Raw genomic sequence first — 16,460 nt, 5'->3', positions numbered from 1 at the left:
CAGGTCAGCCATGGGTAAGTCCCGCAGCGTCGTCATCACCGGGGCCTCGCGCGGGCTGGGGCTGGCCTCGGCGGCCCACCTGTACAAGGCCGGATGGCGAGTCGTCGCGGCGATGCGCACACCGGAGATCGGCCTGCAAAACATACTGGATGCCACCGGGGCCCCCGCCGACAGTTCGCGGTTGATCGGCGTGCAACTCGATCTCACCGATCCGGCATCGATCACGAACGCAGCCAAGGCCATCCTCGAGGCGGTTGGAGCCCCGGATGCTGTGGTGCACAATGCCGGGATCACCGCGGTGGGCTGCGTCGAAGAACTCGACCTCGACGTGTGGCAGCAGCTGTTCGCCACCAACCTGTTCGGCCCGGTGGCACTGACCAACGCGCTGCTGCCCTCGATGCGCGCCGCCGGACGCGGCCGCATCGTGGTGATCGCCAGCGAAAACGGTGTCCGCGGGATGCCCTGCACGGCGTCGTACTCGGCGTCCAAGGCCGGATCTGAGCGGTGGGCTGAAGCCCTGGCCGCCGAGATCGCGCCGTTCGGGCTGGGTGTCAGCGTCCTGGTGACCGGGGTGTTTGACACCGACATCATCACCGACGCCGGGGTGCAGGACCACCGCGACTTCAGCGGACCCTACGGCGCCTTGACCACCACCATCGAGCGGCGGGGCCGACTGGCCATCCGGATGGCCAGCCCGCCCAGACGTTTCGCGCACGCACTGGCCAAAGCCCTCGACGATACTGCGCCCTACGCCCGGCACGCCGTCGGCGTCGACGCCAAAATGCTGCTCATCCTCAACCGGCTTTTGCCCGCCAGGGCGATGCACCAGATCATCCGCATCGCCATGGGCCTTCCACGGCACGGCGCCGCCAAGGCCACGAGCGCAGCGCCACGCCCGGAAAGCGAGAACCGTGTCTGAGGCAGTTACCGGTCGGTCTGAGTCGCGGATGCTCATTGACGACAGCTGGTCGACGGCCAAGCCGGCAACGTGATGTCGGGATCACTAGAACGGTCACTGGCCGTGGCGCGGCGGCTGCGCACCGGGTTCATCGGACTCAACGGCACAGTCGGATACGGCGCCGACACCCCGTTCGGGGGTTTCAAGGCCAGCGGAGTCGGCCCCACAACGGTGTCGCCGGGTTCGACCAGTCCACCGAGGTGAAGTCCGTCGCCTACCCAGCCAGCTGAAAGGTTTTAGCGCATGCAATTATTCGATGATCTGGAGGACTTCGGGTCCTTCGATGACGCCGTGGCCGGCGACGTCCGCGACCCCTATACCGAACTGTCGCGGATGCGGCGCACCGAACCCATTCAGCGCCTCGACTTTTCGGTCATGCCCGGCGAGGAGGGCAAACCGGTCTTCATGGTGTACCGCCACGAGGACATTCAGGAACTGTTGCGCGACAACGAAACCTTCTCCTCGGCCATCATCAAGGACTTCTTCGGGATCGGCAAACACGTCATGGTCGGCATGGACGAGCCCGAGCACGCCCGCCACCGCGCACTGGTCTCCAAGGCCTTTTCCCCTAAAGCGCTGGCGCGCTGGGAAACCGAGCTGGCGGGGCGCGTGGGCAACGACCTGATCGACACGTTCGCCGATCGCGGCAGCGCAGATCTGGTGAAGGAATTCACCTTTCCCTACCCCAGCCGAGTCATCGCCGGCCTGCTGGGCCTACCCCAAAAGGACTATCCACAGTTTCAGCGGTGGTCCATTTCGCTCCTGTCAGTAGGGGTCAATCCCGAGCGCGCCGCCGAAGCCACCAAGGCGCTGGGTGACTACCTGGTGCCGATCCTTGCGGCCCGCCGCGAGCAGCCCCGCGTCGATCTCACCAGCGGCCTGGCCGCCGCCGAGATCGACGGAGAGAAACTCTCCGATGAGGAAATCTTTTGCTTCCTGCATCTGTTGTTGCCCGCCGGGGTGGAAACCACCTACCGCTCACTGGGCAACCTGCTGTTCGGGCTGCTGTCCAACCCCGATCAGCTCGACGCCGTGCGCGACGACCGCACACTGCTGTCAGCAGCCATTGAAGAGGCCGTGCGGTGGGAGGCGCCGCTGCTGTCGATCACGCGTGTGGCCACCCGCGACACCGAACTGGCCGGGGTGCCCATCCCCGCCGGGTCCTCGGTGATGCCGATGCTCGGTGCCGCCAACCGCGACGAGAACCGCTACCCCGACCCCGACCGGTTCGACCTGTTCCGTCAACCCAGGACCCCGATCTCGTGGGGTCACGGTCCGCACGTCTGCCTGGGAATGCACCTGGCCCGCATGGAGATGCGCGTTGCGGTCAATCTCTTATTGGACCGCCTTCCCAACCTGCGGCTGGACCCCAACGGCAACGATCCCCACATCCGCGGGCAGGTGTTCCGATCGCCGACGTCGCTGCCGGTCCGGTTCGGCGCCGACACCTAAGAGGTGGCGGTGGGTTCCACGACGGGTCGACGCGATGATGCACGGCGGGCGCCCGCAGCACCGCTTACTGCGGCGCTGCCCCGAATCGCCTGCGGTGGACCGGTCTGCCACGTGGGCGCAGTCGCCTCGAACCGCACAATCGCAGACAGGAGGGGGTCGTGACCGGACTGCGCTTCGATGACCGGGTGGTCGTGGTCACCGGCGCGGGCCGGGGGGTCGGACGAAGCCACGCACTGCTGTTGGCCGCCAAGGGAGCACGCGTGGTCGTCGTCGATAGCGGCGCCGACATCGACGGCGGCGGTCACTCTCGGGCGCCCGCCGAAGCGGTCGCCGAGGAGATCAACGCCTCCGGCGGCCAAGCCGTCGCCTGTTTTGCCTCGGTCGCCGATGAACGCGCCGCCGCCGACATCATCGACACCGCGCTCCAACAGTTTGGGCGGCTGGACGCCATCGTCAACAACGCCGGCATCCACGATCCCGCCCCGTTCCACGACCTGACCGTCGACCAGTTTCGCACGATGATCGACGTCCACTATCTCGGCACCGTGCTCGTCACCCGCGCCGCCTGGCCGCACTTCATCCGCGCCGGATACGGCCGAGTGGTCAACACCGTTTCTGAAGCCATGCTCGGCGGTATCCCCGAATTGAGCAGTTACGGGGCAGCAAAGGGTGCAGTGTTTGGACTGACCCGCAACCTGGCCACCGAGGGAGCCGCGCACGGCATCAAGGTCAACGCCATCGCGCCGCGCGCGTTCACCCGCATGTCGGCCTCACACTCCCACGCCCTGGCCGAGCACCTGTCCATACCCACCGACGTCATGGACCAAATCAACGCCGCCATGCCGCCCGAATTATGCGCCCCGGCAGCGGTGTTCCTGGCTCACGACTCGTGCCCACTGACCGGTGAGGTTCTTCAGATTGGGATGGGCAGCGTCGCGCGCCTCGCCGTGGTGCGTGGACCCGGATTCGCCAGGGACGCGCTGACCGCCGAAGACATCGCCGACAACCTTGCCGACGTCATGAACCTCCACGACGCCTCGGTCACCGAATCCGCCGCACCCGTACTGTGACCGCGCCACTGCAAGAGGAGATTTGGCTGTGAACGACTTCGATTCGGTCGACTATTTCACCGACCCTGAGCTGGTGCCCGACCCCTACGGGTATTTCGACCATCTACGCGCCAAATGCCCGGTGACCGCCGAGCCGCACCATCAGGTGATGGCCGTCACCGGCCACCAAGAAGCCCTCACCGTCTATAAGGACAACACCTTTTCGGCGTGTGTGTCGGTGGCCGGCCCTTACGCCGGGGTGTCATTCGACACCGACACCGATGACATCAGCGCCCTGATCGCCGAGAAGCGTGACCAGATCCCGATGAGCGAGCACATCGTCACTCAAGACCCCCCCGAGCACGCCTACACCCGGGGGCTGTTGAGTCGGCTGCTGACCCCCAAGCGGTTGTCGGAGAACGAAGAGTTCATGTGGCGCTTGGCCGACGAGCAACTCGACGAGTTCGTGTCCCGGGGCAGCTGCGAGTTCCTGGAGGACTACGCGCGACCGTTCTCGCTGCTGGTGATCGCCGATCTGCTTGGTGTGCCCGAAGACGACCACAAGATGTTCCGTGCGACGCTGGCAGCCAACGACGAGGTCCCCGGCGCTCTCGGCGACGACGCGCCGGCGCACAACCCGCTGCTGTGGCTGGATGAGAAGTTCGCCGGCTACATCGTCGAGCGCCGCGCGCAGCCACGCCAGGACGTGCTGACTGAACTGGCGCAAGCCAAATACCCGGACGGGTCAACACCTGAGGTGATGGATGTCGTGCACCTGGCGACATTCCTGTTTTCTGCGGGCATGGAGACCACCACGAAACTTCTCAGCTTCGCGCTGCGCATCCTCGGGGAGCGCCCCGACATTCAGGCAGTGCTGCGCGAGGACCGCAGCCGCATCCCGGTATTCCTGGAAGAAACGCTGCGCATGGAAAGCCCGGTGAAAAGCCACTTCCGCCTGGCACGGCAATCGACCACGGTGGGCGGCGTGCCGATCGCGGCCGGCACCACCATGATGCTGCTCCCTGGAGCATGCAACCGTGACCCCGCAAAATTCGACGCACCCAACGAATTTCGGCTGGACCGCCCGAATGTGCGTGAACACATCGCCTTTGGCCGCGGCAACCACTCCTGCCCAGGGGCACCGCTCGCACGCGCCGAAGGCCGCATCTCACTGAACCGCATCTTTGACCGGATGGCCGACATCCGCATCAGCGAGGCCTCTCACGGCCCCGCCGACACCCGCCACTACGGGTATGAACCCACCTTCATCCTGCGCGGTCTCACCGAGCTGCACTTAGAGTTCACCCCGCAGGACTGACCGTCGATGTCTTCGGAAACCTCAGATCTCTCCTCCGGCGGCGATATGCCAGTGATGCCGGTCCCCCGCACAGCCCAGTGTCCGCTTGAGCCGCCTGCGGCATTCACGACCTGGCGCCAGGAGCCGGGTCTGCGACGTGCGACATGGCAAGGCCAACCACACTGGGTGGTGAGTCGCTACCACGACATCCGAGAAGCGCTAGTCGATCAACGACTTTCGGCCGATACGATCGATTGGTCCCGCATGCCTGCGGGCCGCGAAAATACACCCGTCATGTTTGCGCGAACCGACGACCCCGAACATCATCGGCTCCGACGGATGATGACCAGTCAATTCACCTTCAGGCGCAGCGAATCGCGTCGGCAACAAATCCAACAGCTGGTCGATGAATGCCTGGATACGATGATTGCCACCGGGCCACCATCGGATCTGGTGCGCGAATTCGCTTTGCCCGTACCGTCTTTGGTGATCGCTTTGCTGCTGGGCGTCCCGGAGGAAGATCTCGATTTTTTTCAGCGCAACACCGCGATCACCTTGGACTCAAGTGTGAGCGACGAGCAGCGTTCGCAGGCATTTGCGGCAATGTACCTTTACATTCACGAGTTGACACAGCGAAAGCAACGCGAGCCCGGCGACGACCTGATCAGCCGCCTGGTCACCGATTACGTAATGACCGGCCAACTCGATCGAGACACCACAGCCATGACGGGCGTGATCATGATGCAGGCGGGTCACGAAACCACGGCGAATATGATCGCGTTGGGTACCCTTGCGCTGCTGGATCGGCCAGAGGTGTTTCATCGACTGGGCCAAACCGACGATCACTCTTTGGTTGCCAACATCGTTGAAGAGCTGATGCGGTATCTCACCATCGTGCAGAGTCAAGTCGACCGGGTGGCTACCCAAGACCTCGTAATCGGTGGCCAACTCGTGCGTGCGGGAGAAAGGCTGTTGATGAACCTGCCGGCCGGCAACTGGGATGATACTTTCGCCAGCGATCCCGATCAGTTCGATGTCGAGCGAAAGACGCGGGGACACCTCGGTTTTGGCTACGGAGTTCATCAATGCATCGGGCAGAACCTTGCGCGAGTCGAAATGCAGGTAGCGTTTGCGTCACTGGCAAGGCGCCTGCCCAGCTTGCAATTAGCCGTACCGTCAGCCGATCTCACGTTCAAAGCCGAGTCCGGCATCTACGGTATGAATGAGCTGCCCGTCACGTGGTAAAACGCGTTCGGGAGCTCATCCGTGCTGGAGTTCGGTAGCAGCCGGCCCAGGCGGCGTGGGATCCACCAGTTCCAGTTCCCGGTGATTTTCAATGAAGGCAGGCACAAGGGTGACGCGGATGAGTGTGGCGTCAAACAGCACCGCAACAGCGAGTCCGAATCCCATCTGTTTCATCTCCGGGATTCTGTCCAGGCAGAAAGATCTGAAAATTGCCACCATGATCGCGGCCACCAACAGGATCAGTGTGCAGGCCACAAGAACCGGCACCGGGCGTCTCATCACCGCACGCGCCCAACGTTCCCATCGACTACCGTTGTCTGCCAATCGTTTGGAGCTGGGTGAAGCCTCCTCCCTCTGTCCAGCCGGTCGCCCAGGACGACCAGCAACAATGCCGGCAAGAGGGTCAGTGCGCCGGTGACCAGGACGAGGATAACGAGGATGACTCCGATTGCGGAGTCAGCGTAAAACGGGCAGACCGGTGACTGCCATTGCGACCAGTGAGATGAAGACGATCATGCCCGAAAGAGCGCCGTGCGACCCGCTGTCTCGAGTGTTCGCACGATGGCCTGCCGCGGGACCATGCCGGCGGACAGTTCCTCACGGTAGCGCCGCACGATCAGCAACGAGTAGTCGATCCCGATCGCAAGGCCCATCATCGCCACCAACGACTCGACGAATACGTTCCAGTCCATGAGGGACACCGAAGCGACAACAAGCCGAGAGTGACCCCACAGCGCACATTCCGAGCACCATCGGCATCATCGCGGCCAGCACGGACCGCTGCGCGAGCAGCAGCACGATGAACGCCAATGGCAGACTGACCATCTCGGCGGTCATCATGTCGTGTCCGTCGACTTCGGTGAGGTCGCCCATCAGCGGACTGTTGCCGGCCATCGCGGCGTTGATTCCAGCGGGCATGTCTTTCGCCAAGTGCTCGTTGAGCGACGCCGACGCCTTCTGGCGTTCACCAACATCGCCCTTGAGCAAGACGGTTGCCATAATGACGCTGCCATCGGCAGAAAGCGCGCCTCCCCCGGAAGCGCCCGCGGAGCAGGACATCCACGATGACCAATTGTCGCCTCACCACGCCGGTTTCCCACGCGAACGTATCGGCGCCTTCGGCACAGATCGCCCCCAACGGCAATCACAGGGTCACACGGTCGTTCCCGACGTGCAGACTGCGCACTCGTTGCTTGCAGACGCCACCGATGCGCCCAGCACTCACTGCTTGTTCGAAGCGCACCGGTCACTGATGGATCCGAGCGTCACGTGGGGACGTCCGTGCGGTTGGGCCATCATCCACGTCGAGGCAATACCCACCGAGTACGGGCCTTGCTGACCGTTTTGCTCGTAAAAGCCCTGCGGGTCATAGACTTTGGCTTCCGGGTAGGGCCAGGGGCACGCGACAGATGTCGCGATCCGTGTCCATTTGAACGAGGCGAACGCCAGCCCGTACACCAAATAGAACACATTGACGATGATGAGCATCACGATGAACGAGCCCAGCGCCGGTCGGCCCGTAAAGATGCGGGCACGTTGGGCCAGTTTCTCCGACACCGTGCGGCCGGTGTCGTCCCGATAGACCAGTATCCCGGCAGGAATCATCACCAGCGTCACCAATGAGGATTCCCACAACAAGGGGAATTGAACGGGAGTGCCCACAAAGATCGACCCAAAGGGAATCACCTGGGAGTACATGTAGAGCCCGGTGTGGATCATCGTGACCTCAAGAATCATGTCGATGATGAACCCGAAGATGAAGATCAGTACCCCCAGGCTCAGCAGGGGGTGGCGCCACACGAAGGTGTCAGTGCCCCGCCGGGCCTGAATTTTGCGCAGCGCCCAGACTCCCGGGAAGTACGGTCCGAACTGGAACATGACGTAGCCGAAGACGACGAACGGTTCGACGGTCGGCGCCAGCGAGACCCATGGCCAGGATTCGGGCCAGTGCCATAGCCGCGGGTCGTACACGGCGTAGGGCGCCCAGTTCATCAGCGGGTCCTGCCAGACGATGATCGTGGTCACCAGGCTCATCAGGATGTAGGGGTGCGGCCCGTAGCGTCGCCAGCCCCATACGCCTGCCACGATGAGGCCCACGACGGCGATGACGGTGAAGATCTGCAGGACGGGAATCCAGTGCTGGTAGCCGAGGAGCGGCTCCCAAGGCCGTGGCGTACCCGTGACCGCGGGGTTTGCGATCCGCGCATCGGGATGATTGCGCGCGTTCCACCCGACAGCCACCACCGTGGCGACACCGAGCGCGAGCCACACCCACTTCCAGATCCCGCTGGCCGACCAGCGGATCGGCTCGATGTCGGGTGGGCTCGCCGGCTTGGAGGTTCGTTCTGTGGTCATTGTCTCTCCTCACCCATCACTGATCGTCTGAAATTTGCACGGTCACCTGTTGGCGCCCTGGGCACAACGGTCACTTTCGAAGCCGCGCTGCGCGTTCGGGCGCCCGTGGGGCTGGCCGTTGCCCCAGGTCGACATAATCCCCACTGAATAGGGACCTTTCTGGCCGTTCTGCTCGTAAAACCCCTGGGGGTCAAAGACTTTGGTGTCGGGGTACGGCCACGGACAAGCGACCGAGGAGGCCAGCCGAGACCACTTCAGCGCGGTGAACGTCACTCCATAGACCAGGTAGGAAACGTTGATGATGACCAGCATCACCAGAAACGAGGCGAGCACCGGCCGCCCTGCGAGGATGCCGGCGCGCTGGGCCAGTTTTTCTGACACCGTGCGGCCGGTGTCGTCGCGATACACCAGGATGCCAGCGGGGATCATGACCAGCGTCACCAACGACGACTCCCACAGCAATGGGAACTGGTAGGCAGTGCCCACAAAGATGGAGCCGAACGGGATCACCTGGGAGTAGATGTAAAACCCAGTGCGCACGAGGAACACCTCTAACAGCATGTCGATGAGGAAGCCGCAGACGAAGATCAACGCGGCGAGGCTGATCAGCGGGCGACGCCACACGAAGGCGTCAGCCGGGCGCCGGACCTGAAGTTTGCGCAGAATCCAGACGGCAGGAAAATACGGGCCAAACTGAAACAACGCATAACCCAGGACGACGAAGGGCTCGATGGTCGGCGATATCGAAACCAGCGGCCATGACTCGGGGAAATGCCACAACCTGGGGTTGTACACCGCGTAGGGCGCCCAGTTCATGATCGGGTCTTGCCAGGCGATGAAGGTGGTCACCACACCCATCAAGACGTAGGGGTGCGGCCCATAGCCTCGCCATCCCCACAGGAATAGCGCAAAAAGGCCGGCGACCAACACGACCGCGAAGATCTGGAACAGCCCCAGCCAGTGGTCATAGCCCAACAGCGGCTCGACGGGGCGCGGCGCGCCGGAGACCTCCGGATTACCAACCCGCGCATCGGGATAGTCGCGCGCGTTCCACGCGACGGCGATGACCAACGCGACGCCGAGCACCGCGAGCAACCAGGCTGCGATCCTGCCCCTTGGGGACCGTGCAGCGACGCGCTCTGGTGTCCGCGAAGGTGCTGCGGTTTGCTCGGTGATCACCAACCGCCCTCCACAAACATTTGTTCCAGGCCACGGCGATCGCCGACTACGTCTCGGGACCGCATCGATAACGCCGGAGCCCCGCTGCGGCGGGGCTGGCGTGGAGGCGGCTGGGGTGAACGCCTGTCGTACTCGGATGTCATCTAGCGGCTCACCAGCGCACGCGTCGCCGGCGCCCCCGGCGGCCGCGACGTCACGGGGTCGACCTGCACGTCTGTCGAGTCAACCGACATTGCTCCCTACCCATTCTTTCTGGTGTCGTTCGGCACCAGACCATAATTCTGGAGTCAGACTGCACCACACCGGGTCCATTGGTCAAGCATTCAGGGGGCACGTCCCACCTGCCGGGCCCGTTTGGCCACTTCAGCAGGGACCCGGCGTCCACGCGGATGTGTTGGCCGGTGATGTAGCGGCCAGGAACACGCCCAGGTTGTCGATGTCTTCGGGTTCGACGTAGGGAATGGGCATGGCCCGGAAAAGGGTGAATAACGGTTCGGCGTCCTCGCGGGTGGCCTTCTTGCCCGCTTGGGTCAGATCCGGGCGGAACATGCTGTACATGCCATCATTCTGCAGCAGGTGGGTGTTGCAGTTGGTCGGGTGGATCGCGTTGATCTGGATCATCCGCGGCGCCAGGTGCAAGCACATCTCATCGACGTACTCCATGACGACGCGCTTGCTCCAGGCGTAGCCCGCCCCACCGGGGCCAATGGTCGGGTTGTCGGTGGCGCCCCGGATCATGCCGGCGGTGGAACCGGTGACGATGATGGAGGCGCCGTCGCACAAGTGCGCGCTACTCGACTAGACCTTTGCACCAAGCCGCGATCATTAGTCGCCAACATGTGCAGGGAAATACCACTAGCGCGGAACAGATATTTGGTGCAATAGCCGAGAACGGTGCGGCGGGGTGACCTTTCGGAGGGGCGATCAATGCAGAGCAACAACGGGGGTACCGATTCGGGTTCGACCGTGCTGGTCGATTCGCGTCGCGTGGGTGTGTGGCGGTTTGGGTCACCTGGTGGGTGGCCCCTGGTGTGGAACCACGGCGGACTCAGTTGCGGTATGGACGCCACGGTGATGGACGAGGCGGCGCGTTCTTGTGGTGCCGAAATCATCGCAATTGACCGACCGGGCATTGGGCGCAGCGACCTATGGAGCATGGCCTCGGTTGGCCAGTGGGGGCACACCGTGGCTCAGGTTGCTGACCTGCTGCTTCTAGATGACTTCGCCGTCGCCGGCTGGTCGGGCGGAGGCCCCTTCGCGTTGGCGTGCGCTGCGGCGATGCCCGGGCGAGTACGCGTGGTCGCCACCATCGACGGGATGGCTCCCCTGGAGCGACTCAGGAACGTCTTCGAGATCGGGTTCTTGCCCGATGAGTTGCTCATCCCGGCCGCCCGATGGGCGCCGTGGGCCGCTTGCGGCGCTGCTGCAACTGATACGCCGTGTACCGCCACGCGTGCTCGGGTGGGTCCTCCCGCACCTAGCAGGCAGCCGGGATGGCGCAGCACTCAACCCGCCGCCCCTATCCCTGCTGGCGACGCATCGCGAAGTGATGAGCGGCGGCGTACAGGGAATGGTCGAAGAGTACCGTCACTACTTCGGCTCATGGGGTTTCGACCTCCCCGAGATCCAGCAGCCGGTCACCATCTGGCAAGGGGAAGAGGACACCTTGGTGCCGATGAAACATGCACGTCGTTTGGCTAGCCTGTTGCCCAACAGCACGCTGAGGGCGGTTCCCGCGACCGGTCACCTGCTCCCCGTTGTCATGGCCAAAGAGATTCTCGACGATCTCGGGCCAAGGCCGCGCAACTAGCCAATAACTTCAAACTGACCCACTACCCACAGGTAGCGGGCATGGTGACCGCGACGGTGTTCATCGCGCCGACCAGGTCGACGTCGGAGGCGTCGACGAAATGCATGGGTCGGGGTTGCCCACCGCCATCGGCAGGATGCCGGCATTGGCGACGACGACGTCGATCCTGCCGAGATCGGCCAGAGCGGCCTCGACGGTGTCGCGCAGTTCGTGGCGTTCACGCACGTCGGCGATCCGCGCGACCACGCGCCGCCCAAGTTCTTTCACCGATCGTTCGGTGTCAGAGAGGTCGTCGGGTGTCGCCAAGGGTAGGGGTTGCTCGGGACGTCCCGGCAGATATCGAGGGCAACGATGTCGGCGCCCGCTTTGGCTATGGCGACGGCGTGCGCGCGCCCTTGGCCGCGGGCAGCTCCCCTGATGACGGCGACCTGCCGTCGAGACGTCCGGACAAAGGATCTTCCTCCACTTCGGTTGCTTATCAACGTGATACGGCTAACCTGCAGGCCGGTCCATCAACCAAGAGCAGGAAGCGGTGACTGGGCGTCTGGCTGCGGTCCCTTGACCAACCCAACTGATCTGGTGCAATCTAGCACCAGATCTTATTCTGGAGTCAGACTGCACCACAATAGGTCGGGACGGAGAGGACGAGCGATGTCGCTAAGCTGCCCGCGTGTCTCGACCGGCCGGTTAGAGGTGTCCGCTGAGCTGGTGGCCATCTCATGTCTCGTCGGTAGCTCCTCGATGAGCTTGGGTCCGACCGGGTCGAGCAGCTGTCGGGTTCGCGTTGCGCCCAGGGAACATTGCCGCCCTGCCGCACCCGCCGACGCTCTTGGGGATTCGCCGTCATGACAGGCCTGCTCCGATTCGCCACCCGATGCTTGCCTTGGCAATTCATCGGCACCACGCGTGGTCGCACGCCGCGAGAGCACGGTCGATTCGGCGCCGGCCACAACAACGTCGGACGGAGATCAGCCGCACCCGGCGCCGCCAACAGACCTGCAGACATTATCGAGTGTCAGTCATGGTGACCCGCGCCCGCGTCATGCGATCGGCTCAGCCCCGCCGGGCCGAACCGATGTCACCACCGCATAGTGGTCCCCGCTTGCCGGCGGACACTTGTTGGGCCCGCCAGTGCACGGCACGTGCCAGGATCCTGCAGGCGGCCGAATCGGTGATCGCCTCGGCAGGCCCGCGCGCCTCGTTGGCTGACATCGCCGCAGCCGCCGGCATATTGGCGGGCAGCCTGTACCACCACTTCAGCAGCAAAGAAGAGTTGCTTTTCGAACTGGTCCAGGGTTTTCGCGCCGACATCGACGGCGTCGCAAAGGCGGCGCTCGATGACACCGACCACCGCCAGGCCAGCCCATTCCCCGCCGGGTTCTATGACTTCGGCTCAGCCATCGCGCGCTGTGCGGCGCGCCACCCGGCCGCATTGCAGATGTCATTCTTCGAGGCTGCCAGCGCCAACCCGTCACTGAGCCGGCTTCTGTCCGCGAGACCCACGACGCTGCAATACACGATGACCCAGATACTGGCGGCCGGCGCGGCCAACGGTCTGCTTCGATCAGGTGTCGCCATATCGGCGCTGGCCGATCGTATCTGCCAAAGCCTGATGCACGTCGGGCTCGACGTCATCCGCCACACCGCCGCCGCCGAGGATGTCGCCGCCCTGTTGTGCCGAATCATGACGACAGGGCTGAGCAGCCGGCCGCCTACAGATGACGAACTGGACTCCTCGCCCGCCTTCGCCGCCGCCGAAAAGGCTATCGGCTCGTGGGGTGAGGACAGCCATGTCGAGGTCACCGGCAAGTCCGCCTACATCCACGCCGTGGCGCGAGAACAATTCGGTCGCCGCGGATATGAGGCCACCACGATGCGCGACATCATCGAGGCCACCGCATTGGGTCCTGCCCGCGTGTACTCGGTGGTCGGCTCCAAAGACAGGTTGTTCAGAGCGATCATCGAGGCGTTCGGACGCAAGGCCGGCGGAGGTTTCGCCGAAGTCCTGGCCAGCGACGCCACCGCGGTCGAGAAGCTCGATGCGCTCAGTTGGGTCAACATCAACGCGATCGACCGCTTCCCCCACGAGTGGAAGATTCAGCTCGCGTGGCTGCGCCAGCACCCGCCGAACACACCAGAACCAGGCCTGGCCTTCGCCCAGCGACTGGCCGAACTGGAAAGCCTGCTGCGCGAGGGCATCCGGTCACACGACCTGCAGGCGCACACATCATCGCTAGAGATGCTGGCGCGCTGCGTCATGGGCGTCTTGTGGATACCCGAAAACCTCGTCCACCGCCTGGGTAGACGGGCGGCGCTGCGCCTGGCCCGCGACACCGTGATCCGTGGCATCGCCGACCGCAGCCTGACTCCGACGCGCGGCCCGGCACGGACATAGGACCAGATGACACCCGATCGCCCCGCCACACCCTTGCCACAGCTAGAGATGCTGGCCTCAGCGCTGTCAGGGCAACCGGTTGCCGTCGCCGCGACAGAGCCCGGTCAGCCGTGCTGGACCGACATGCGCACGATTTTCGTCGACCCAAACAGCCCGCCCACAGCTCGACTCACCGCGATCACCGTTCAAGCCTGTCTGATCGCGGCCGACAGCCTCCAACCCGCGATCACCCGCACATTGAGCACACATCGCGCGGCGGTGCGCCGCTACCTGGCCATTGAAGGTCACCGCGCGCTGGCCGCCAACCAGATGTGGCTGCCGCCGGCAGTGCGCACGCTCATCGACGGCGACCTCGCCTCGCGCACTCACTCGCCGGCCGCCTCACTCGACATCGCGTTAAGTCGCCAACCCATACCCGACCCGCCCGCCGATTTCGGCGTCCTACGTCCCCGCAAGGTCGTCGTCGACAAACGCGCCGACCACGGGCCCGGCCCGGCCGGCGAGCACACCCCACGACGACAACAGGACAAAGAACTCCAGGAACTGGCCGACGACGACATCGCCGACGACCAGGAAATGCAAGACCCGTTCACCAGCCCGGTCGGCGGTGGCGGCGTGCTGGGCAAACTGCTGGCACGCATGCTCAGCGTGGTGCGCCAGCTGTCCGGAGGCGGCCAACCAGGCGCTGACACACCGACGCATCGCACCCGGGCCGGCGCGACGGGCAGCACTGCAGTGGTTTCCAACGCACGATCGGCAACCGAGACTGACGATCCCTTCGCCCCGCACGGCGCGACATATCCCGAATGGAACATGCGCGAGCGCCGCTACCGCCCGCAGTGGTGCACGGTGCACGAGATCGAGCCCCCGAATACCGGTGCGGCCGCGCACATCGCACGCGATATCGGGCTGCGTAAGCCGCTGGCACGCCTCGGGGTCGGGCTGCAACGGTGGCGCCGCCAGGCCCAAGGCGACGACATCGACATCGACGCGGCGGTGGAAGCCCAAGTGGAAACACGGGCCGAAGCGCCCTCGGGCGAGGAGGTCTACCTCGATACCCTGCGGCGCCGACGCGATCTGGGGGTGTTGGTTTTGCTCGACGTCTCTGGATCCACCGCCGAACCGGGAACGCACGGTCAGACCGTACATCAACAGCAGCGCACTACCGCAGCAGCGATCACCGTGGCGCTGCACGACCTCGGTGACCGAGTCGCGTTGTATGCGTTCGCCTCTCAAGGTCGATCCATGGTTGAGGTGACACCGGTGAAACGCTTCGACGATCACCTCGACACCCGCACCATGCAACGGCTGCAGGCCATCACTCCCGGCGCCTTCTCGCGGCTGGGCGCCGCGATCCGTCACGGCGCAGCGGTGGTAGAAAAACACGCCGGCACGCCGCGCCGACTGCTCGTGGTGATCTCTGACGGCCTGGCCTACGACCACGGATACGAACGCGACTACGGTGCCGCCGACGCTCGCCGCGCGCTGGCCGAGGCTCGCCGCCGCGGCACTGGCTGTCTGTGTCTGACCATCGGCGCCAGCACCGACGTCGCGGCGCTGCGCCACGTCTTCGGCAGCACCGCCCACGCCACCGTTGCACGCCCCGAGGATCTCAAAGGTGTTGTCGGACCCCTGTTTCGGTCCGCGCTTCGCTCGGCAGAAGCGCGCCGCCGCCTGATTAATGCCACCCGCCCGGTTCAGCACGTCACCTCAACAGAACGGACACAAAGCGCATGACGCGATCCACCGACCCCCGCCACCTGACCGACGTCTCCGCCCGACCCGACCACGACGACGACGGCGGGCGGCTGCACGTTGCCAGCACCGAGGGCGCAGTGGCCCCATCGGCGGCCGCCGGCACCGCCGGCAACGGTGAATCGACCCGCGCCGACGTCGGCGACAGTGCTGCCCGTCCCTACTATGTCGCCGTCGGTGATGAAGAAGATGTGTTCAAAGCCGCCTACCTGCAAGGCCTTTCGATTCTGCTCAAAGGTCCGACCGGATGCGGCAAGACCCGCTTCGTCGAGGCCATGGCCCACGACCTGGGTCGGCCACTGATCACCGTCGCCTGCCACGACGACCTCACCACCGCCGACCTCGTCGGACGATTCCTCCTCGTCGGCGGAGACACTCAATGGGTCGACGGGCCGCTAACCCGCGCGGTGCGCGAAGGAGCCATCTGCTACCTCGACGAAGTCGTCGAGGCCCGCCAAGACACCACCGTCGTGCTGCACCCATTAGCCGATCACCGCCGCCAGCTCCCCGTCGAACGGCTCGGCGTCACCCTGGCGGCGGCACCCGGGTTCGGCCTGGTGGTCTCCTACAATCCGGGCTACCAAAGCGTCCTCAAAGATCTCAAAGACTCCACGCGGCAACGCATGGTCGCCTTAGAGTTCGACTTCCCCAACGCCGACATCGAAGAAACGATCGTCGCGACCGAAGCAGGAATCAGCAGCGACCACGCCGCACAGCTTGTCCGGTTCGGTCAAGCGATCCGGCGCCTGGAAACCGGGGGGTTGCGCGAAGTGGCGTCCACGCGGGTGCTCATCGCAGCGGGCCGCCTGATCGCCCAAGGCCTGCCCGCACCCATAGCGGCACGCGCCGCGATCGCCGGACCCCTCAGCGACGATCCCGCCATCACCAACGGACTCATCCAGATGATCGAGGTCTACCTCAACGAAAACGTCTAGCACGGCCGGGCGGCGCAGAACATATCTTCG

At 64.6% G+C, this 16,460-nt stretch carries 14 protein-coding genes and 4 pseudogenes; 11 read left to right on the top strand and 7 right to left on the bottom strand.

Annotated features, from left to right (window positions below; all coding sequences use genetic code 11):
• Window positions 1–10 precede the first annotated feature (10 nt).
• From G6N66_RS09675 to G6N66_RS09650, 6 genes and pseudogenes are all read left to right on the top strand, one after another.
• Window positions 11–919 carry an SDR family oxidoreductase gene (locus G6N66_RS09675; protein ID WP_085231625.1) on the top strand — a complete coding sequence of 303 codons (909 nt, stop codon included), beginning with the start codon at window positions 11–13 and terminating at the stop codon, window positions 917–919.
• Between the two features lie 54 nt (window positions 920–973).
• Window positions 974–1,188, top strand: a pseudogene (locus tag G6N66_RS09670) (aldehyde dehydrogenase family protein); the annotation flags it as partial.
• Window positions 1,189–1,201: 13 nt separating this feature from the next.
• Window positions 1,202–2,410, top strand: a complete 1,209-nt coding sequence (locus tag G6N66_RS09665; RefSeq protein WP_085231626.1) for a cytochrome P450 — start codon at window positions 1,202–1,204, stop codon at window positions 2,408–2,410.
• A 158-nt stretch (window positions 2,411–2,568) separates the two neighbouring features.
• Entirely contained in the window at window positions 2,569–3,480 is a 912-nt protein-coding gene (locus G6N66_RS09660) for an SDR family NAD(P)-dependent oxidoreductase (protein ID WP_085231627.1), read from the top strand.
• A gap of 28 nt (window positions 3,481–3,508) precedes the next feature.
• Complete coding sequence (locus G6N66_RS09655) at window positions 3,509–4,777, top strand: cytochrome P450 (RefSeq protein WP_085231628.1); 1,269 nt, start codon at window positions 3,509–3,511, stop codon at window positions 4,775–4,777.
• Window positions 4,778–4,783: 6 nt separating this feature from the next.
• Window positions 4,784–6,001: a cytochrome P450 gene (locus tag G6N66_RS09650; protein ID WP_085231629.1), complete on the top strand. Its 1,218-nt coding sequence runs from the start codon at window positions 4,784–4,786 to the stop codon at window positions 5,999–6,001.
• 15 nt (window positions 6,002–6,016) lie between these two features.
• On the opposite strand, the gene G6N66_RS09645 is transcribed toward G6N66_RS09650, so the two are convergent.
• From G6N66_RS09645 to G6N66_RS09620, 6 genes and pseudogenes are all read right to left on the bottom strand, one after another.
• Window positions 6,017–6,268 carry a hypothetical protein gene (locus G6N66_RS09645; protein ID WP_139825077.1) on the bottom strand — a complete coding sequence of 84 codons (252 nt, stop codon included), beginning with the start codon at window positions 6,266–6,268 and terminating at the stop codon, window positions 6,017–6,019.
• Between the two features lie 245 nt (window positions 6,269–6,513).
• Window positions 6,514–6,663, bottom strand: a complete 150-nt coding sequence (locus G6N66_RS30365) for an MMPL family transporter (protein ID WP_372515594.1) — start codon at window positions 6,661–6,663, stop codon at window positions 6,514–6,516.
• Entirely contained in the window at window positions 6,599–7,060 is a 462-nt protein-coding gene (locus tag G6N66_RS09635) for an MMPL family transporter (RefSeq protein WP_085231631.1), read from the bottom strand. The genes G6N66_RS30365 and G6N66_RS09635 overlap by 65 nt, the downstream gene beginning before the upstream one ends.
• 162 nt (window positions 7,061–7,222) lie before the next feature.
• On the bottom strand, window positions 7,223–8,356 hold the full coding sequence (locus G6N66_RS09630) for a spirocyclase AveC family protein (RefSeq protein ID WP_085231632.1): 1,134 nt from the start codon (window positions 8,354–8,356) through the stop codon (window positions 7,223–7,225).
• Between the two features lie 42 nt (window positions 8,357–8,398).
• Window positions 8,399–9,535, bottom strand: coding sequence for a spirocyclase AveC family protein (locus tag G6N66_RS09625; protein WP_372515595.1), 1,137 nt, complete (start codon window positions 9,533–9,535; stop codon window positions 8,399–8,401).
• Between the two features lie 343 nt (window positions 9,536–9,878).
• Window positions 9,879–10,321 (bottom strand): annotated as a pseudogene (locus G6N66_RS09620) (SDR family mycofactocin-dependent oxidoreductase); the annotation flags it as partial.
• A 141-nt stretch (window positions 10,322–10,462) separates the two neighbouring features.
• On the opposite strand from G6N66_RS09620, the pseudogene G6N66_RS30360 reads away from it, so the two are divergent.
• A pseudogene (locus G6N66_RS30360) lies at window positions 10,463–10,843 on the top strand (alpha/beta fold hydrolase); the annotation flags it as partial.
• Window positions 10,844–11,084: 241 nt separating this feature from the next.
• The gene (locus G6N66_RS29345; RefSeq protein ID WP_232079261.1) at window positions 11,085–11,345 is read left to right on the top strand and encodes an alpha/beta fold hydrolase; all 261 of its coding nucleotides are present in this window, start codon (window positions 11,085–11,087) and stop codon (window positions 11,343–11,345) included.
• Between the two features lie 37 nt (window positions 11,346–11,382).
• Here G6N66_RS29345 and G6N66_RS09610 read toward each other — a convergent pair.
• Window positions 11,383–11,796: pseudogene (locus tag G6N66_RS09610) on the bottom strand (SDR family NAD(P)-dependent oxidoreductase); the annotation flags it as partial.
• Between the two features lie 624 nt (window positions 11,797–12,420).
• Here G6N66_RS09610 and G6N66_RS09605 point away from each other — a divergent pair.
• The 3 genes from G6N66_RS09605 to G6N66_RS09595 are packed head-to-tail and all read left to right on the top strand — an operon-like array spanning window position 12,421 to window position 16,430.
• Window positions 12,421–13,740, top strand: coding sequence for a TetR/AcrR family transcriptional regulator (locus tag G6N66_RS09605; RefSeq protein WP_085231705.1), 1,320 nt, complete (start codon window positions 12,421–12,423; stop codon window positions 13,738–13,740).
• A gap of 6 nt (window positions 13,741–13,746) precedes the next feature.
• The gene (locus G6N66_RS09600) at window positions 13,747–15,477 is read left to right on the top strand and encodes a nitric oxide reductase activation protein NorD (protein WP_085231634.1); all 1,731 of its coding nucleotides are present in this window, start codon (window positions 13,747–13,749) and stop codon (window positions 15,475–15,477) included.
• Window positions 15,474–16,430, top strand: coding sequence for a CbbQ/NirQ/NorQ/GpvN family protein (locus tag G6N66_RS09595; RefSeq protein ID WP_085231635.1), 957 nt, complete (start codon window positions 15,474–15,476; stop codon window positions 16,428–16,430). Before G6N66_RS09600 ends, G6N66_RS09595 begins: the two co-directional genes overlap by 4 nt.
• Window positions 16,431–16,460 lie beyond the last annotated feature (30 nt).

The sequence above is a fragment of the Mycobacterium conspicuum genome (genome assembly GCF_010730195.1).
In the GTDB taxonomy this organism is placed as follows: Bacteria; Actinomycetota; Actinomycetes; order Mycobacteriales; family Mycobacteriaceae; genus Mycobacterium; species Mycobacterium conspicuum.
This window is presented reverse-complemented; position numbering and strand designations above follow the sequence as displayed.